16 protein-coding genes and 1 pseudogene are annotated in these 17,355 nt (G+C 48.6%); 10 read left to right on the top strand and 7 right to left on the bottom strand.

Annotated elements, in window-relative coordinates:
* Positions 1–296: 296 nt before the first annotated feature.
* From MJ768_RS01180 to MJ768_RS01155, 6 genes are all read right to left on the bottom strand, one after another.
* On the bottom strand, positions 297–533 hold the full coding sequence (locus MJ768_RS01180) for a hypothetical protein (protein WP_239287454.1): 237 nt from the start codon (positions 531–533) through the stop codon (positions 297–299).
* A 369-nt stretch (positions 534–902) separates the two neighbouring features.
* Positions 903–1,472 carry a hypothetical protein gene (locus MJ768_RS01175; protein ID WP_239287453.1) on the bottom strand — a complete coding sequence of 190 codons (570 nt, stop codon included), beginning with the start codon at positions 1,470–1,472 and terminating at the stop codon, positions 903–905.
* 170 nt (positions 1,473–1,642) lie between these two features.
* Positions 1,643–3,949, bottom strand: coding sequence for a phage/plasmid primase, P4 family (locus MJ768_RS01170; RefSeq protein ID WP_239287452.1), 2,307 nt, complete (start codon positions 3,947–3,949; stop codon positions 1,643–1,645).
* A 413-nt stretch (positions 3,950–4,362) separates the two neighbouring features.
* Complete coding sequence (locus MJ768_RS01165; protein WP_239287450.1) at positions 4,363–5,079, bottom strand: hypothetical protein; 717 nt, start codon at positions 5,077–5,079, stop codon at positions 4,363–4,365.
* Entirely contained in the window at positions 5,076–6,419 is a 1,344-nt protein-coding gene (locus MJ768_RS01160; RefSeq protein WP_239287449.1) for a tyrosine-type recombinase/integrase, read from the bottom strand. The genes MJ768_RS01165 and MJ768_RS01160 overlap by 4 nt, the downstream gene beginning before the upstream one ends.
* A gap of 359 nt (positions 6,420–6,778) precedes the next feature.
* Entirely contained in the window at positions 6,779–7,207 is a 429-nt protein-coding gene (locus MJ768_RS01155; RefSeq protein ID WP_239287448.1) for a hypothetical protein, read from the bottom strand.
* Positions 7,208–7,398: 191 nt separating this feature from the next.
* Here MJ768_RS01155 and MJ768_RS01150 point away from each other — a divergent pair.
* From MJ768_RS01150 to MJ768_RS01140, 3 genes and pseudogenes are all read left to right on the top strand, one after another.
* Positions 7,399–7,524: pseudogene (locus MJ768_RS01150) on the top strand (IS256 family transposase); the annotation flags it as partial.
* Between the two features lie 353 nt (positions 7,525–7,877).
* Entirely contained in the window at positions 7,878–8,426 is a 549-nt protein-coding gene (ppa, locus tag MJ768_RS01145) for an inorganic diphosphatase (protein ID WP_239287447.1), read from the top strand.
* A 155-nt stretch (positions 8,427–8,581) separates the two neighbouring features.
* A complete protein-coding gene (locus tag MJ768_RS01140) occupies positions 8,582–9,844 on the top strand; it encodes an FGGY-family carbohydrate kinase (protein WP_239287446.1) in 1,263 nt (420 codons plus the stop codon).
* A gap of 32 nt (positions 9,845–9,876) precedes the next feature.
* Here the strand turns inward: MJ768_RS01140 and MJ768_RS01135 are convergent, their stop codons facing one another.
* Positions 9,877–10,110 carry a hypothetical protein gene (locus MJ768_RS01135; RefSeq protein ID WP_239287445.1) on the bottom strand — a complete coding sequence of 78 codons (234 nt, stop codon included), beginning with the start codon at positions 10,108–10,110 and terminating at the stop codon, positions 9,877–9,879.
* 375 nt (positions 10,111–10,485) lie between these two features.
* Here MJ768_RS01135 and MJ768_RS01130 point away from each other — a divergent pair, with 375 nt between their 5' ends.
* From MJ768_RS01130 to MJ768_RS01100, 7 genes are all read left to right on the top strand, one after another.
* On the top strand, positions 10,486–10,716 hold the full coding sequence (locus tag MJ768_RS01130) for a hypothetical protein (RefSeq protein ID WP_239287444.1): 231 nt from the start codon (positions 10,486–10,488) through the stop codon (positions 10,714–10,716).
* A 281-nt stretch (positions 10,717–10,997) separates the two neighbouring features.
* Positions 10,998–11,561: a GspH/FimT family pseudopilin gene (locus MJ768_RS01125; RefSeq protein WP_239287443.1), complete on the top strand. Its 564-nt coding sequence runs from the start codon at positions 10,998–11,000 to the stop codon at positions 11,559–11,561.
* Entirely contained in the window at positions 11,552–12,088 is a 537-nt protein-coding gene (pilV, locus tag MJ768_RS01120) for a type IV pilus modification protein PilV (RefSeq protein ID WP_239287442.1), read from the top strand. The genes MJ768_RS01125 and pilV overlap by 10 nt, the downstream gene beginning before the upstream one ends.
* A gap of 8 nt (positions 12,089–12,096) precedes the next feature.
* A complete protein-coding gene (locus MJ768_RS01115; RefSeq protein ID WP_239287440.1) occupies positions 12,097–12,966 on the top strand; it encodes a PilW family protein in 870 nt (289 codons plus the stop codon).
* 4 nt (positions 12,967–12,970) lie between these two features.
* Complete coding sequence (locus tag MJ768_RS01110; RefSeq protein WP_239287438.1) at positions 12,971–13,537, top strand: pilus assembly PilX family protein; 567 nt, start codon at positions 12,971–12,973, stop codon at positions 13,535–13,537.
* A gap of 28 nt (positions 13,538–13,565) precedes the next feature.
* The gene (locus MJ768_RS01105; protein WP_239287437.1) at positions 13,566–13,958 is read left to right on the top strand and encodes a hypothetical protein; all 393 of its coding nucleotides are present in this window, start codon (positions 13,566–13,568) and stop codon (positions 13,956–13,958) included.
* On the top strand, positions 13,955–17,341 hold the full coding sequence (locus MJ768_RS01100) for a pilus assembly protein (protein ID WP_239287436.1): 3,387 nt from the start codon (positions 13,955–13,957) through the stop codon (positions 17,339–17,341). The genes MJ768_RS01105 and MJ768_RS01100 overlap by 4 nt, the downstream gene beginning before the upstream one ends.
* Positions 17,342–17,355: the final 14 nt, after the last annotated feature.

Genomic DNA, 17,355 nt, shown 5'->3' with positions numbered 1-17,355 from the left:
ATATCATGGTGGCGAAGTTCAGTGAGGTGCGGTGGAATAAATCAGTGTTTCCTTAGGTACAGCAATAGCTGAGTCATTGTCAAAGTTAGGGCTTTTTGATCTCCAAATATACCAATTAAAAGCGGTTCAAAGAATCTTCAATAAGATACTCGATTGCAGTGGAGTATATAGAGCTGATCTATCAATAAGAATGGATACTGCTATAGAAAAGGGCGCGCTCGGCAAGGACTTCGGAAGGTTTGGCTGGTATATAGTTCATAGATGCTTGCTTAATTCCACAAGAAGATAACATAAATCTATAAAGCCCGTTTTTTATAAGCCCCGCGCTTCTTCGGAAATTCATGGGGAATCAATGAAACAATATCTGAAATCTCCCCAAGCGTTTTACTGATCCCCGCCTCCATCGCTGGAATTACCCGCAGTGTTTTATGAATTTTGCAAAAGTTGTAAAACATAAAATTCAAGCTGATCGCATGCATGTGATGTTCTAGTTTCTTACTGAATGCATTTGTCAGGCGCGTGAAGCGGTGCATGTGTGACACAAAATAATTTGTACCCTTTTTCTCTAGCCAGTAACTTATTTTGCGCCATGCGGCATTTAAATTTCCATCTTGTATTTTCAGACTTTCGGCGGCCTACCGATCCAGTTTATCCCCGCTATTTTTGCCAGTTGATAGAGCTCTGATATAGCCTGCCTGTATATGGAACGAGTCGCGCGTGAGTCATTAAGTCCCTCTGAATGAGCGGCAGCGATTGCTGCCCGTCCTTTAGCTGTTCTAACGCCCCCTGACCCATGCCCAGCGCATTTTGATTTGCCGGGTAGGGCAATACGTTCACATTGTTTTCCGTTGCCATACTGCTGCTTAGCGGTGCATTGAGACCGGGGAGAATCCCATTTTTCACTAAATGATTCCGAACTCATTGATCCCTCCTTTAGGTATGCGATAGTAATCCAGTTCAGCCAACTCCCATTTACTCTGTAATGACTGAGCAATTTTCCTCACGTTTCGTATGCTGATTACTCCGGCTTTACTTTTCCGCCTCATAAACTCATCGGCAACATGTTCCACAGAAGACCAGCAATTATGGAGTATTTGCTCTGTCTTATTCCATGCCCGTTCAAATTCTCTATTAAAGTGAGTAGTTTTATCTCCCGAATATTTATGAAAAAGTAATTTTTCTAGTGAATTAGTTGCTCTTATCATGTCGCTGGAGTGTGGATTTTTAGAATCACTTATACCCATTCGTTCATTACAAACTGGGCCAGCTAACTCTACGCATGTTTCCGCGAAATAATTATCAGAAAAAAGGGTGTCGAATAAAGAAACATACCCACTCTTCTGTTTTATCTTGGCAGGACCCGCGAAGTAAGGGTCCCCACCTGCAAATAAAAAAACTACCAAGTGAGCTGCCTCATGGGTAGCTGTAGACAGCATTGGGTCTCTATATTTACTAACACTTAACATATTCATCTGTTTTATTTCTTTCTCAATTAAATTTAAGTAATGCAGTAAATTTGGATAGCTAACCCGTCACTCATAAGTTGTCAGCGTCTTAAGTACAGGGCGAACAGGGCGGGTTTTGAGGTGATTTGGGGTAATTACTCTAGAAATTCTCCTAGGGGAATTTACCCAAAAAGCCTTCAAACCCGCCCTGCCTGCCCTGCGTAAGTAGCTGCACAATTCAGCTCACCAAGATGCACCAGCCCTATGTAATAACGTTTACCGTTACTTTTTGACTCTGTAAATCCACGCTCAGAAAGCCGTCTCGTAAAACTCGCCTTTGAGTTGTATCTAAAGGCGTTTCTAATACACCAGTCCCGCCATTGCTCAAATAGATAAGTTTGTTCAATTTTTCCATTGGGATTTGGTTGGCATTTTTCATTCAAAAACTCTCCGAGCAAATCGCTTTCTTTTCGATAAGCTGTATGTTCTGCCTTGATGGTGGCACTTAATTTCAACCCATCTTTTCGCCACTTCAAAGCACCTTCAATCATCCACATCAAAATTCCGTCCCGTTCATCTAAGAGCTTCTGTTCAAGATAAGGGTCTTTTTCTGAATCTGTGAATTTCCTCCTGAACGGGATAAGGGCGAGCCTGCGCCAAATGCCATCATCGTCCCCGGTAATAATCGGTTTGTGATTCGTTCGAAGCCAAGCTTTATAGGTTGGCATGTATTCAAAAAACTCTTTATGCAAAAAACGAGCTGAGATAAGTTCGCGCCCTGCTAGTTGTTTTATGATTTGTTCATCTAACCTATCACCCGCCTGTAGTTCATTAATTGAGACATAACGAGCGCCAGCAAGAGCAGCTAGGTCATTTCTAGGTGCGGAATCATCGCCCCGCCTCATGGTGAGTAAGGTTGAAGGTGCCATGCGCCCATAATCACCGATAATTGTAGAAACCACATTATTGAAAACGCTTTTTCCGTTGCTACCATGCCCAAAGCATACGAACATAACCTCTTCTGTTATCTCACCAGTTAGGGTGTAGCCTAGCGCCCGTTGAATAGTCTCAATAGTTGCCGTGTCGCTTTGGAAAACTTGATCTAGAAATGTCAGCCACTTATCGCATGTTGAATTCACAACGTAATCAGCATTACAAAATCTTGTAATCAGCATAGAAGGCTCATTAGTCAACAGTCCCCCGGTGCGCAAATCAACTACCCCATTTCTAACGCCTAACAATAGTGGATTTTTATCAAGTTCCGAAACTGTTGCAGCCATCTCAGGTTCAGAAACTGCTAACTTCAACATGGCTTCGATTCGGGGCAAATTGTGACTATTTACCGCCTGTTGCATTAGGCGTTTGCCCTTGTCTTGGTCTTCGCTCAGCACCTCCTGTGCTTCTTTCACCAAGCTTTCTGAGACTGCTTTTGCGCGTTGCACATGCTCATTTTTTTCACACCACTGCCATCCTTGAGGAGTCCACTGCAACCACTTATTGTGGGTAATTATGTTTAGCATATTTCCGCGCCACATCGCCGCATATGCACGTGCATTTCGTATATCCCCGTGCGAGTCATTATTTGATTTCGCGTAAATGTTCATTGCTGTATTAGGCACACTCAAGACGGCATTTTGATGGGCAAATCGCCTTGCAACATCTATCACTTCATCAAAATCCAGAGGCGGCTTACACCTGTGGTTATTTGCGATAAGAAGCTGCTCTTCGATTTCGGACTGGGCCTTACCGCGCCCCCTTAAATGCCCTGCATAGCTCAATAATGTTGTATTTCTAGAGCCTTCTGGAATCTTGTCTGGAAGTATAAAACCAGAGGGCGGGGGATTGGTTAAGTGAGCAATTGAAGTACGAGTTGGTATCATCGCTGCTTTGATAATTTTATGAATATCTTGCGAAGCGTAATACTTAATTTGTTCAGACTTTGGATGCTCGATTAAAACTTCTCTGGCGCTATTAGGCAGCTTCAAATTAAATGATCCCGGAACACGCATCACTCGAGAAGGATCACTCATCACGGCAGGGTCGGCAAAGAAGTTATTCAAAGTACATAATGTTTTTAAATCTGCTGATATGGGATGCCACTCCGATATGTCCACTTCGTGTGTAAAGCACCAATAGAGATGTAACCCGCCTCCGCTATTAACTACGATTGACGGTTTAGGGAGCTTGCATTTCCAACCAAAGATAGATGCAGCTTTTAAAGCTTCATCATGTGACTTGTATTCTTTTCCCAAGCCGCAATCGATATCAAGCCATACAGATTTGAAGCTGTCAGCAAATTCACTTTTCCGACTTAGGCTGTTCTCTTTAAATTTAGCAAGGCTTACAAATACATCCTCATTTCTTCCAACGGCGTCCGTAATGAGTTCTAATGCATCGGTGTGGTTATCGAAAAGAGATTGTCTTGGTATCTTGTTAGCACCTAAGCAAAACAGATACCCTCGATTATTGGGACGGACAGCGTCTAGCCAAGTTGTATTAGTCATTATTCACCACCTCCATTCAGAAGGTTTCTAATACTATTTACAGACCACGCTAAACGGCCATGTACACGAACTGGGCGTATAGCTCCATTTTCAAGACATGCCCACGCTCTGAGAGTCTGTGGCTTGCGATTTAGATAATAGGCAGCAGCAGCAGTTGAAACCGTAGGGCTTGTAACTTGATTCAGCGGGGGAAATTTTGGAACGCTACATGCTGTGAATGTAACGGGTATTGAGGCTAATTGATTTGTGACAAATTGCATTTTGAACCACCTTTCCGCATTGCTGCGTGTTTAAGATGATTCCTTTTCTCATACAGTTCTTTTTTTTATCATGCAGCGGTATGGCAGTGCTATGCTCTGTGCGGTTTTGCGGTTAGTTGTCCGGTATGCATCCGGTATGGTGGAGCGGTATGGCTAGCGCTCATTTGCGGACGCATCGTTCCATTCCTCAGCCCATTCCCTCAAGCGGACAAATACAGAATCAAGCTTTCTTATAGGGACGTTCTTGTCTAAAAGTGCAACGGCTATTAGCGCAGGGTTCCATGTTGCGGAAGTTTTATTATTGCCACGTTTGCCCGGCGTTACGCGGCAGTCTTTCAGCCAATTTGGTACATTAGCTAGCGCTCTGATCCACTGGTCGCGGTCAAAATGTAATCCCTCGAATGCGTTAATGACTGAATTCTTGGTTATGCCACTTCTAACTGTTGCTTGTTTTGCGACGGTTTTTATTGCTGGTAAGGGGGAATGAGGATTGATTTCATCAAAGTCAGGAAGTGCATCATCCATCCAGCCGAATGTATTTAATGGTGTGTTTTCAAGAAAAGGATGGTCATCTGGAATTTCATCAGGGCTATCTCGTTGAGTGAAACGTATATATCCTCCCAAGGCCTGTAGCGCATAAGCCCTAGATTCAATGTCTTCAGGGCCTCCGTTAGTAGCTGGTTTAATTCGACCATAGGTATCCCTAACGAAGAGCGTTGAGGTCTCTATAGCGGTCGCCAATACAGCATCCGTAATGACTTTATGATTTTTTATGGGCGTAGTACTCCCTGTGGATGGATCATAAATATTAGGGCACTTGTTTTCTAAAATAAACCTGTGGATTGAAAGCCATTTTTCATTATTAATCATATTGCTTTCCCTTTACTTGCCACCATACGCAAGCCCGCTTGAATGGGTACAAACCCAACTTCAGCTTGCTCCAATATCCACGCTTCAATTTTGACGTGCCACATCCGCAACAGGTCGAGTGGGCGGCGGATGTAGTGTTGCTCTCGAACCCCTTGCGGCTTGTGCCCCTGTATCTGCGCACCAATACCGGCGGGCATTTCTATCCACTCGCACAGACTGGCAAAGCTACGGCGCAATCCGTGCAAGGTCACATTCAAACCGGCAACAGCGCAGGCCTTATCGTGCGCTATGCGCGGCTCCACTAAATGCCCACTGGCAGAGGTAAGGCTTGAGAATACCCACTCATTACGGCGCGGCAAGGCTGCTATCAGGTGTGCCACATAGGGCGTTAAGGGAATAACGCGCATGCCTTCCACCTTGTCTTTAATGGTCAAGCTGTTCCACTGCAAATCCACATCAGCCCAGCGAACGGTTATCAATTCATTCGGCCTTGCGCCGGTCAATAGCATGGCTTGCACATAAGCCGAAATAGCAGGGTTGCCGATTTGCTTCACGGCGGCGAACCATGCGGGCAATTGCTCACGCTGTAGTGCATCATTTTTCGGCTTGGCTTTGCTTATATGCTTTCTGACATCCTTGGATTGTGCGGCATTGCTTGTCACGATTGCTTTATAGGTGGGATGCGCAGCGCACCAATTCAGGAACGTAGAAAACAAAGTGCGGGCATTGCGGGTGCGGGCAGGTCGTTTCGCGCTTTCCACCTTCGCCCACTCTGTCATCAGTTCGGGGGTAATGTCCACAAGGCGAATAGTTGCCAGTGAAGCAAGCGCACCGGGCGCGGTTAGTTTTTTGCTTCGGGTTCTTTTCTCTCCCCCGGCTTGCATTGCCTTTTCATGGTCGCGCAGGTGAAGTGTACCCCATGCGGATTTTGTTGCCTTGATATATTCGCCCCATGCCGTGCCTACCGTTACCGTTTCGCGGGCTTCCTGCATCACCAGCGCGGCGGCTTTGACTTCCTTGGCAACTATTGCATCAGCAATCACTTGGCGCGGGTCTTCGCCGTTGTCTATCAGGATTTGCAGGCGGCGGGCTTCGGCTTCGGCCTTTGCAATACCCCACGCCTTCACGTCACCAATGGTCAGTCGCATCGTTTGCCCCTTAACCTTGGCTTGAAATATGAAAGCCTTTGCACCGGATGGATAGGCGCGCACTGCCAGCCCTAACGGGTCATTGCTCCAAAGAAAGGTTTGCGGCTTTTCCCTGGGGCATTCAAACCCTGCAATGCGCCCGGCTGTCAGCTTCACCTTTTCCGCTTTAATTATCTCTTTGACCTTTGCCACGGCATCGCCCCCGAAAAGTTGTAACCAGTTAGTAACCACAAATACAGTATATGCCGGAATACTTATCAACACAACAAACAAGTGATAAATTAATAACTCATTGAAATAATAGAAAACTGACGGGTTGGTAGAATGGCAATCAACAGCGAAAAATACCTATTTGCGGGTACTCATAATCCTTTGGTCCGGGGTTCAAGTTCCTGACGACCCACCATATAGAACAAGGCTTGCAGCGATGTAGGCCTTTTTTCTTTAAAGTTGTTTTGTCTGCTTGTAGGGTCAGTGTAGGATTTGCAGGCTCTGTGGTATTAATTATTTTTGCTGATTCCAGTCTGCACTTATTAATACCCCATCAAGAGCTAATAATATCCTCGCTTAGGTTTGGAAAGTTCATCGGATGAGGCGAAGGCATCTTCTTTCTGCTGCCTTTCCGACCTCGGTATTTGTGCTTGCTTGAGCCGCTGTCTCAACTCTTGGTTCACCCCGGAGAGTTCTTGAAGTTCTCTTTGGAGCTCTGCCTGTTGGTCTAAAGATACTTTTCTAATTATATTAGCCTCTTCTTGGGTCAATGGTGTTTTGTCTTCGATTTGTATCTGAACCGCTTTTAGCTTGTTTTGTTGTGTAGCAGAATACGTGTAAATCCATCTAGCCGAATAAGGGTAGAGCAGGACAAACAAAATGGCAGAACAGAGCGGTAGAAGTACTCCATAGCTAATAGCATGCTGATCATAAAAGATGTCGAAATAGTTCAATTTTTCTTGAAATGACATATCGGAGAAAAATGCCATAATTGGCCGATGGTTCCATGCCACCCAAGAGAGCGCGAATGTACCAAGTAGCGGACTTCTAATACGCTCATATATTGAGCCTTAATCTCTTTAGTAAGATCATCAAACATCTCTTCGCCTTTTTTTATTTCGGTACATTGTCCATTTTATATATAACTCAATACTTATGGAAATGCTGATCCATTGCCCTGGCCGACGAGGCAGTGACCGAGCTGTTTTACCTGGCGCTGAGAAACATCAGCAAAAAGTGGACAATGCAAATCTGGGACTGGAAAGCCGGTTTGAACCGCTTCACTATCCAGCTTGGTGAACGGATTTTACTGAGTTACTCGAAACTCCGTTTACACAAAATCCCGGACACCCCCACAATTCCGGTCACCCACGTAATCTTTATCTTCGACCCATTATTGATTGAAAGATTGGAAAAAGTGGACGTCCATGTTTTCTGCTGTTACTGATTCGATTAGCCTCCTTCTCGATTTAGTGTTTTGTTGAGTAACTTCGTTATCAGTTCCACGTAGTCAATTATGTGGGTTGGCGTTGAAGGGAAGGAAACACACGAATTTATCTGGGCGAGCTGTAGACAATATACCCACGCACGCATGGAATGCAGACTGGTTGATCTGTCAGACTCACGGGTATAATAGATATTTTTTAGCCAGGAATAGAAATGAATCTAGATCGAGTAAATTCTGGTCGTGACCTTCCCAACGATTTTAACGTCATCATTGAAATACCCATGAATGCCGATCCCGTCAAATACGAAGTGGACAAGGATACTGGCGCCATGTTTGTGGATCGTTTTATGTCCACGGCAATGCATTATCCGTGTAACTACGGTTATATTCCACATACGTTGTCGGAAGACGGGGATCCGGTAGATGTGCTTGTAATTTCACCAGTGTCGCTCATTACCGGTGTGGTGGTTCGCTGTAGGCCGTTGGGCATGTTGCAGATGACTGACGAAGCGGGCGAGGATGCCAAGATCCTGGCTGTACCCGTTGACAAGTTATGCAGTCTTTACCGCAAGATAAAATCGCATACCGACCTGCCGGAACTTGTGCTTTCGCAAATCTCGCATTTCTTTGCTCACTATAAAGACCTGGAAATAGGCAAATGGGTCAAGATAAATGGCTGGGTCGGGGTCAAGGAAGCCGAGGTGGAGATCATGAGTGGGGTCAAGCGCTATAAGTCAGCCGATAAGAAGCCGATGTTCTAGATTAATTCTATACAAATCAATAGGTAAATTAAAAATTAATTTTCGTTTACGGCAGTCATCAAAGGGAGCCGGACTAACATTTTCGAAGTTTTTGTATTTGTATTCGATATTTTTTAGCTTTACGTTAACTTTGCTTTCTTCCTTTAACGTCACACATGAAATCTTACCTCGGTCTCGACTTTGGCACATCCGGCGCACGCGTTTGTGTTGTGAACAAAGTTGGGACTATTAGCCATGAAGATCATATCTTCTATCCTGATGCTGCTTTACAAATTCATCTGAATTGGCGCGAGGCACTGCATACGCTGCTCAAACGTCTACCCGCTACTATTGCAGCTGAACTACAAAGCATCGCTATTGCTGCTACTTCTGCCACAGTATTGCTATGTGATAAAGAGTTGGAGCCGACTACTCCCGCTTTGCTTTACTTCGATAACCGCGCACAAGAAGAATCGGAACAGCTAAAGCAGCTTGCCCCACCGGGCCACATTGTTTGCAGCGCAAGCTCAGGATTAGCCAAATTCCTGTGGCTGACAAAGCACACCGAACTTTCAAACGTTGCGCACTTCCTGCATCAGGCGGATTGGCTCGCTGCGCTGCTTACCGGGCTGGGTGGCGTCAGCGACTATCATAATGCGCTCAAGAGCGGCTATGACGCAGAGCGCTTATGCTGGCCGGATTGGATCAAGAGTTTGCCGCATGCCCATTTTCTGCCGCAAGTTGTCGCCCCCGGAGCAAGCATTACTAATATCAGCTCATTTGTGGCACAGCATTTCAAGATTAACCCGGCGTGCATGGTGCATGCGGGCACCACTGACAGTATCGCCGCTTTTATTGCCGCAGGCGTGCATGAGCCCGGCTCAGCTGTCACTTCGCTAGGCACTACCATGGTACTCAAGCTACTTTCGGAACAACGTGTAGAAGCAGCACAATATGGCGTATACAGTCATCGTTTTGGCAATTTATGGCTGGCGGGTGGTGCGTCCAACGCAGGCGGCGGCGTGTTGCGGCAATATTTTGGCGATCCGCAAATCGATGAGCTCAGCCAGCACATTGATCCGGCGACTGATAGCCCTCTTGACTACTACCCGTTGCCGCGACCTGGCGAACGCTTTCCGATTAATGATCCCACCTTGGCCCCACGTCTTACTCCGCGTCCTGCGGACGACGTACTGTTTCTGCACGGTCTGCTGCAAGGCTTGAGCCGTATCGAAGCGGCGGGTTACACCAAGCTGGCTGAACTCGGTGCAAGCACGCTAAAATCTGTTACCACCTCAGGCGGCGGAGCGAAGAATAAAGTGTGGGGAAAAATACGCGAACGCTTGTTAGGTGTGCCGCTGTCGGTAGCGGAACATACTGAAGCTGCCTTCGGCGCGGCCCTGTTGGCCAAGCGTGGTTTATTAATAGAAAAGTTCTAGAAAATTCAATTTTTAGAGCTTCTAGAAGGCCATCATTGGTCTGGTTTTTGAATCAGAGCCTGGTAAGTATATTTCATCATTGAAACTGAAAAGTGAGTAACACCATGATTTTCTCTAAACGATACGCCGTAGAAGAAGTAAATCAGTTCATCCTGAGCCAAGTAAGCCTCGCATACGCGAGGCAAGGCGTGAGCAGGAAAAGCTGTTTCTTGAGAGCCAGTCGAAGGATGAACGGATTTACTTTTCGCCAAGCGTGAAATTTTCATCCAGTCGCCACTTTCATGGCTTCTTCCTTCTTGCGGCTCCAGCCCTTGATTTGCATCTTAGCCGACAAGGCATCTTCCCGCGTGACATGCTCCTGCGATCAAATAAGCTCCAACGGGCGGCGCGTTGCGGTATAACCCTCGCATTCTCTGGCCTGGTACTGCCCGACTTTGACACTTTTAAGACACGATTTTCACTGACTCCTTGTGACGGCGCGGGTTTGCGAGGGTGGATTCGACAAAAACCTAGATACATGGATTATTGATGTTTGCCGCCAGAAGGCTCTACGATAGAGTCTATGTACCTATGCGAAAGCAAGCAATGACGAAAGGATGATAGCGTCGTGACCTACCTGCAACTGGCGGAGAGCGACCAGAATGTCGCCAAGGGGAGATCGCAAGTCAGCATCATACACAACTGCGGGTGCACCGAAGGCCGACACAGATTACCGCAGCACCTACGTCACACAAGTCCGCCGCGTTGATGTGGCACACACCGTTTACGCCATCCAGACCGCCTTGATGCACGTTACCTATGCGGATGTAGCTCGACACCCCATTTGGCTACGGGGCAGGGCATTTGCCGATGGAAATGCCGGTGGAGCGTGACTTGCTCCAGTGCCGCAGCCTGAGACGCCAGTGTCGACAATGAGAATGTTATGAGTCTATGAAAAGGCTTGAAATAGCTGCTTATTCTCACAAACGGGCTATAGGTTTGTGGAAGTCTGCAATTAGGCTTGGCCTGTATTAAAGTTAACGATGTCAGTGCCGATAACAAGTATGTGGTGAGCTAGGCCAGTAAACCCAATGGTCTGTCCGTATATTCTGGCAAGGCGACCATTGGTCAGATCAAAGTGGTATTTGATTCAAGCCTATCGATAGAATGAGCTATGGAAAACAAACTCCCATTATTGGGTAACCAAAGAGTCGGTACATTGCGTGGGCAAACGGGGTTCACGCTGATCGAATTGCTAGTTACGATCGCAATCTTGGCGATTTTGCTGTTAATCGCCGTGCCCAACTTCATTACGTTTGTGCAGAACAGTCGCTTGGTCGGGCAAACGAATGACCTGGTCACCTCACTCAATTACGCCAGAATTGAAGCCATCAAGCGCGGTGTTCGGGTTTCAGTATGTAGCCGTTTGAACAATACTACCTGTTCGGGTGCGGCTGTATTCAATTGGGATACGGGGTGGTTGGTATTTGTTAATCCCAATGGCGATGCAGTGGTAAACATAGGCGAAGCAGTGCTACAAGTGCGGCAGCCGCTGGAAAATGGCAATACGCTACGCACGGCGGGGATGCAACGTGTAACGTATCAAAACTCCGGTTTTTCCGGCAACGCTGACACTTTCCGTCTTTGCGACAGTCGTGGCACAGCAAGTGGGCGGGCCATTGTTGTGAGTTTGCAAGGTCGGGTATCTACTAGCACAGGAACCACAGCATGCCCCTGACCAAAACACAATCCGGATTCACCCTGCTCGAAGTCCTTGTGGCAATCGTGGTGCTGTCACTTGGCTTGATCGGGCTGGCGGGATTGCAAGCAGCCAGCCTGAGCAACAATCAGACTGCCTACTATCGCGGCATTGCCACCCAACAGGCGTACGACATCGCCGATCGGCTGCGCGCCAATCTGGCTGGCGCGGGTTCGCTTCATGGTTATAGTTACAACAATTTGACGGCAGGCCTCCCGGTTGGAAACCCCGATTGCTCCGCTGCGGTCTGCACCCCCGAAAATATGGCCATTTCCGACCATCGTCAGTGGAACATGGCCAATGCCACCTTGTTGCCTAACGGCAATGGAACCGTCGTGTGTGCAGATGGTCCTGTTGCTGCGGGGTGTACCGCAGCCACGGGCAACTGGGTATTCAACATCACCGTTATGTGGACTGAAAAGGGTATGGGAGGGGTCGCCGATCCGAGCTGTCCGGTCGGGTCGCCAGTCAACATACGTTGCTTTTTGACGAGTATCACCCCATGAGAAACCGCATGTTTTTGTCTTCGCCCCACAAAGCAACGTCTCAACTTGGTATGCCTAGGCATCAGGCAGGTTTTTCGCTAGTGGAACTCATGATTGCGATTACGCTGGGTCTGATTGTGCTGCTGGCCGTTGGTTCGATTTACATCGGCAGTCGACAGACCTACCGGGTTCAGGAAGATAACGCCCGCATTCAGGAAGCGGGTAGATATGCGCTGGAAGTGCTTGGCCGCAGCATCCGGCAGGCAGGCGCGAATGCGGAAATGAATTTCAACAAATCGGCAACCGCGTTGCAATGTAATGTAGCGGGTGTATGTGATGCTATTGGCGGAGTCAATGGTGCCACCGTGGCGGATCCTGATACGCTAACTGTGCAATTTTATGCGGGGAGTGAAGAACTCGACCCCGCTCTCATTCCCACTCCTGGTTGGATAGCCCGTGACTGTACTGGCGGTAAAGCTAACCCTGCATTAGGCCAAGTGGTAACCAACACATTTGACATCACCGGTACCGATCTGCGATGTACGGGCAGTGTAGGAGGCGTGCAGCCACTGGTTGAAAATGTCGAAGACCTTCAGGTGGTGTACGGCATTGATACCGACGTTTCCGGAAGCCCAGAATATCGGTCAGCTGATTTATATGTGGCAGCGCCCACTGCAGCACAGTGGCCGAATGTCGTTACCGCGCGCGTTTGTGTGCGGATTAGATCGGCCAATAATGGTCTGACCACCTCTCCGCAAAAATATCTGAACTGTGCAGGTGCGCTGGGCACAGCAACAGGAGCCGCAGCCTTTTCCACAGCAGCTGCCGGGGATCTGCGCCTGCATCGCAGCTTTGTGGCTACCTACAACCTGCGTAACCGCGTTGCTGCTGCACCTTAAGATCATGATAAATCAACGCTGCAATACTCGACCCGTTAATCGCCAGCATGGTGTCGCCTTGATTACCGGGCTGATTTTCCTGGTGGTGTTAACGTTGATTTCCGTCACGGCAGCGCGCATGTCCAGTCTTGAAGAACGCATGTCGGGCAATATGCGGGATCGCTCTCTGGCCATGCAGGCAGCCGAGATGGCGTTGCGAGATGCCGAGCGTGATATTCGCGGTGGTGCAGGCATTACCCGGGCACCGTCTATTTCCGGGCTAACCAACTTCGACTCTGCCTGTACTGCTGGCCTGTGTTACAACGGACCCGCAGGGAATGCTAATGGAACAAATTGGAATACCACTCCAGTCTGGAGCGTGGTCAGTATGACTGCTGCCCCCAGCGTTGCGTATGGCACCAATACGGGTGCCATAGGTAATGTCGTGCTTTCGGCGCAGCCGCGTTACATCATCGAAGGCATCGAGAAGAGCGGATCAGGTACAGCTATTTATTACTACCGCATCACCGTGCGTGCGCAAGGCGCGAACGCCAATACGGTGGTATGGTTGCAGGAAGTTTACAGGTCATAGCAGTGTTGTTTAATCGAAAAGTAGAGCCATGAAAACCATCTACGGCCACATTACACCATCGAGCTTATTCCAGCTTCCGTCCCGCTTCCTGGAGAAAGTATGTCGAACAGCAGTGACGGTGTATCGGGGCACAGATGATTCCATTCCATATTACTGCATGTGGCTGGAAATGACTGGACAAGCTTGGGCAACTGTACAAGTTGTTGTTAAGGGCACCTCTAAAAATCCAATTTTTCGAGGTTCCGCTTTACGGCTTGCCTGCTTACCCAATTTAGTCACAATACGGCGTCACTCTAAAAAATTATCGCTTACATATCAACCGAATGCAGCACTAAAATTTTTACTCGTGCCTTGTCTAGTCTGGAAGCTTGAATTTTTAGAGGCGCCCTTAACAGCTTATTCAAAGGAGTGCATTTTATGAAGACTTTCAAACTAAAACTATTGGTACGGGCGCTGTTGGTCACTTTCTCGGTGGGGTATTACGGGGTGGCAAGTGGCACATTACTCATAAGCCAGACTCCTCTGTTTGTCCTTTCCGCGACAAAAGCCAATGTGCTGCTGATTTTCAGTAACTCTAACGCCATGGATGAAGACCCCACGGGCTTGGCTGTGGGTAGCAACAACCCAACCAGTAAATCAGAGATCGCACGTACGGCAGCCAAAAGCCTGGTGGCGAATTACACCGGCCGGATCAATATGGGTTTGATGGCATATCAGCAAAGTAGTGTGGCACATCGGTGGCTGAATCAAAGCCCTTACGATGCCAGCTTTGACCCTGCCACTTATGATCCGGCCTGGACGGGTGCAAGAGATAGCGCAACCCATAAGAAATTTAAAATCCCTAACTCCAGCAGTCCTAATGTGGCCGGGGCATGCACGACGAGCGGCGGTATTAAGGTTGATTGCGTGTATTACAACGTCAATCTACCTTATTACACGTCAACGCCGCAGGGTAACAGTTTTTGTTATTCAGTCCCGGTAGGGGCGACCACGCCCACCTTTCCGGGTGACCATACGAGCTATGCTTGCTACGGTACCAAGACAGGTACTTCGAATGCTGCGCCAGGTGCGCCCGGTGCAGGGTATAGTGCGTTTCAGTTTAGTGGGACTTTTGGCCCGACAGAGAGTGATTTTGCACAGAACATTGACGACTTTGGCCAAAGACTTGCCAGTTCTGATCAAGGGCCGACTTGGTTTGCCAATGGCAGCCCAGGTAAGGGCTATTTGCATGTGCCGATCGTAAGCCTGGATACGGTTCAAGCAGGTAAACTTAACGTGAAGCTGGCAACAAGTGTTGTGCCCACTCTTGTCGGAAGTACTTGGAACGACAACCCTACCAACATATCCGGTGGAAATACTCCTACGAATCCTAACGCGCCCCTGATAAATGCGGGTTTGTCTCCCATTACCGGAACATTCATGACAGCCAAGGATTACTTTAATGGTGCCACCACGAATTTTGGTTCGTCTCAAGGCGGGCCGATGGCGGCACCAATAGCTGCGTGTGGCCACGATTTCGCCGTATTATTGACTAATGGATTACCTAGCCGAACCGCGTCCGGCGGGGCCGTTACTTATGGCGTTGGGCAGCCATTTTCGGCGAGTGAGGTGGTAAACGCAGTTACTGCAGTGACTAATTTGAACAGTGGTGCGCGCCCAGTCGAAACATACGTCATCGGTTTTGCCTTGCCGGAATTTACCAATAATTATTTCGTCAGCAATCCACCCAATCCGCTCAATCAAATGGCGGCCGCGGGCGGCACGACCTCTGCTTTTTTTGCGAACGACCTTATTACGCTGAATTCCACATTAAGCACAATCTTCAGCGACATTCTTGCGAAAACCGGATCCGCAGCTGCGGTTGCCACCAATACGGCAAATCTTCAGATCGACAATTATATATTCCAGGCTAAATTTCAGACGGCGGACTGGAGCGGGCAACTGGTTTCGCTCCGCCTCAGCTCCAGCAGTGGCTTGGTGGTTACGACGGAGAAATGGGATGCTGCACCCAAGCTCGATGCTATGGCACCCGCTAGCCGGGTCATTCTGACCAAGGGGGCGGCTGACGGGGTGAGTTTCGAATGGGCAAACCTGACGTTTGGTTCACCCGTTAGCCAGCAAACCTTGCTCGACACTAACAATCTTGGAGTCAACGATGGACTGGGTTCGGCTCGCCTAAATTACCTGCGTGGTGAGACAGCCAACGAAGGTACCTCGCCGGGACAGTTCCGTGCTCGCAACTCGTCAACGGTGAATGGCAGCGTCCTAGGCGATATCGTCAACTCCGGCCCGCTGTATGTAGGTGCACCCAAAGCCGGTTATTCGGATGTCGATTACCCTGGCTATGCTGCTTTTCGTGCGAGGTATTTGAGTCGTAAACCGGTGGTATACGTAGGGGCAAACGACGGCATGTTGCATGGCTTCGATGCGCAGCTTGATAGCAGCGGAAACCCGGTTTCCACAGGGGGAAATGAGGTGATTGCCTATGTACCATCGCAAATGTTTGGCTCCCTGAGCCAGCTCACTGCTCAAACCTATAACCAGAACCATCGCTACATGGTAGATGGCACACCCATGTCAGCCGATGTGTATTTGCCGTCACTGACAGGCACTAGCGTAGACAAGTGGCGCACCGTGTTGATCGGCAATATGAACAGCGGCGGCAAGGGTTATTTTGCGCTCGATATCACCAACCCCAATCTGCCCAGCGTGTCTGCGCCCACCTTCAGCGCTGGCAATGCGGCAGATTTGCTGCTATGGGAATTCACTGATGCCGATGACACGGATATGGGCTACGCGTATAACCTGCCACCACAGGATTCGGGTAATAGTCAGGCCAAGCAGATCGTCAAGCTGCAAAACGGCAATTGGGCAGCAGTCGTCGGCAATGGTTACAACAGTACAAGTGGCAAGGCGGTGTTGTATCTGCTGAACATTGAAAAGGGGATTGATGGCAGTTGGGTTACCTTGGGCGATTACTTTAAAGTGGTGGCGGATGGTGGACCTAACAACGGTTTGTCGACACCCGTACCTTACGATAGTGATGGCGATGGCATGGTAGATGTTGCCTACGCGGGCGATCTACTGGGTAATATGTGGCGGTTCGATATCAGCACCCCCTCCACCCCCGTCGCCTCACTCTTGTTCAGTAGCGGGACAACCAAGCCGATTACGACTCCACCCGGAGTGTTCTCTCATCCATCGGGCGGTAACATGGTGTTATTTGGGACGGGCAAATATCTGGAGCTGACAGACAACACGACTACCGCCACGCAAACGATATATGGTATACGCGACAGTGGTTCGGGTACGGTGCTGGTGAGCGCGTTGGAAGTGCGGACCATGCTTGATCCACTTGGGAAGCGTACGATATCAGGCACGTCGATTGATTGGACAACAAAGAAGGGTTGGCTCCTCGACCTTCCTGCTTCAGGGGAGCGTCTGACCGGTGTCCCCAAACTGGAGAGCGGTAATTTTTTCTTTAATACCTTGATTCCTTCCACGGTACCATGCGCTTCTGGGGGAACGGGTTGGTTGATGGCTGTGGATAGTCTGACCGGAGCTCAGCCTGGTTTGCTGGTGTTTGACGGTAATAAAGATGGTGTTTTTAATAGCACAGATGCGGGCATCGGCGGAATTAAGATCGGCGCCGCCATCGGGGGTACGACGTTTATCAAGGGGGCAGCAGGTAGTTCGGTCGGGCTTGGTGTTGCCTCGCTGACCAACGGCACACTAAGTACGCCAGGGATTAATTTCGGTTCCTTGTCTGGTGGTCGCGTTAACTGGCGGGAAATTTTGCAATAAACGGGGAGGGTTCC

The organism is Candidatus Nitrotoga sp. 1052 (assembly GCF_927312905.1).
Taxonomy (GTDB): Bacteria; Pseudomonadota; Gammaproteobacteria; order Burkholderiales; family Gallionellaceae; genus Nitrotoga.
The sequence above is the reverse complement of the archived record's forward strand: the minus strand, read 5'-3'. Positions and strand labels throughout refer to the sequence as shown.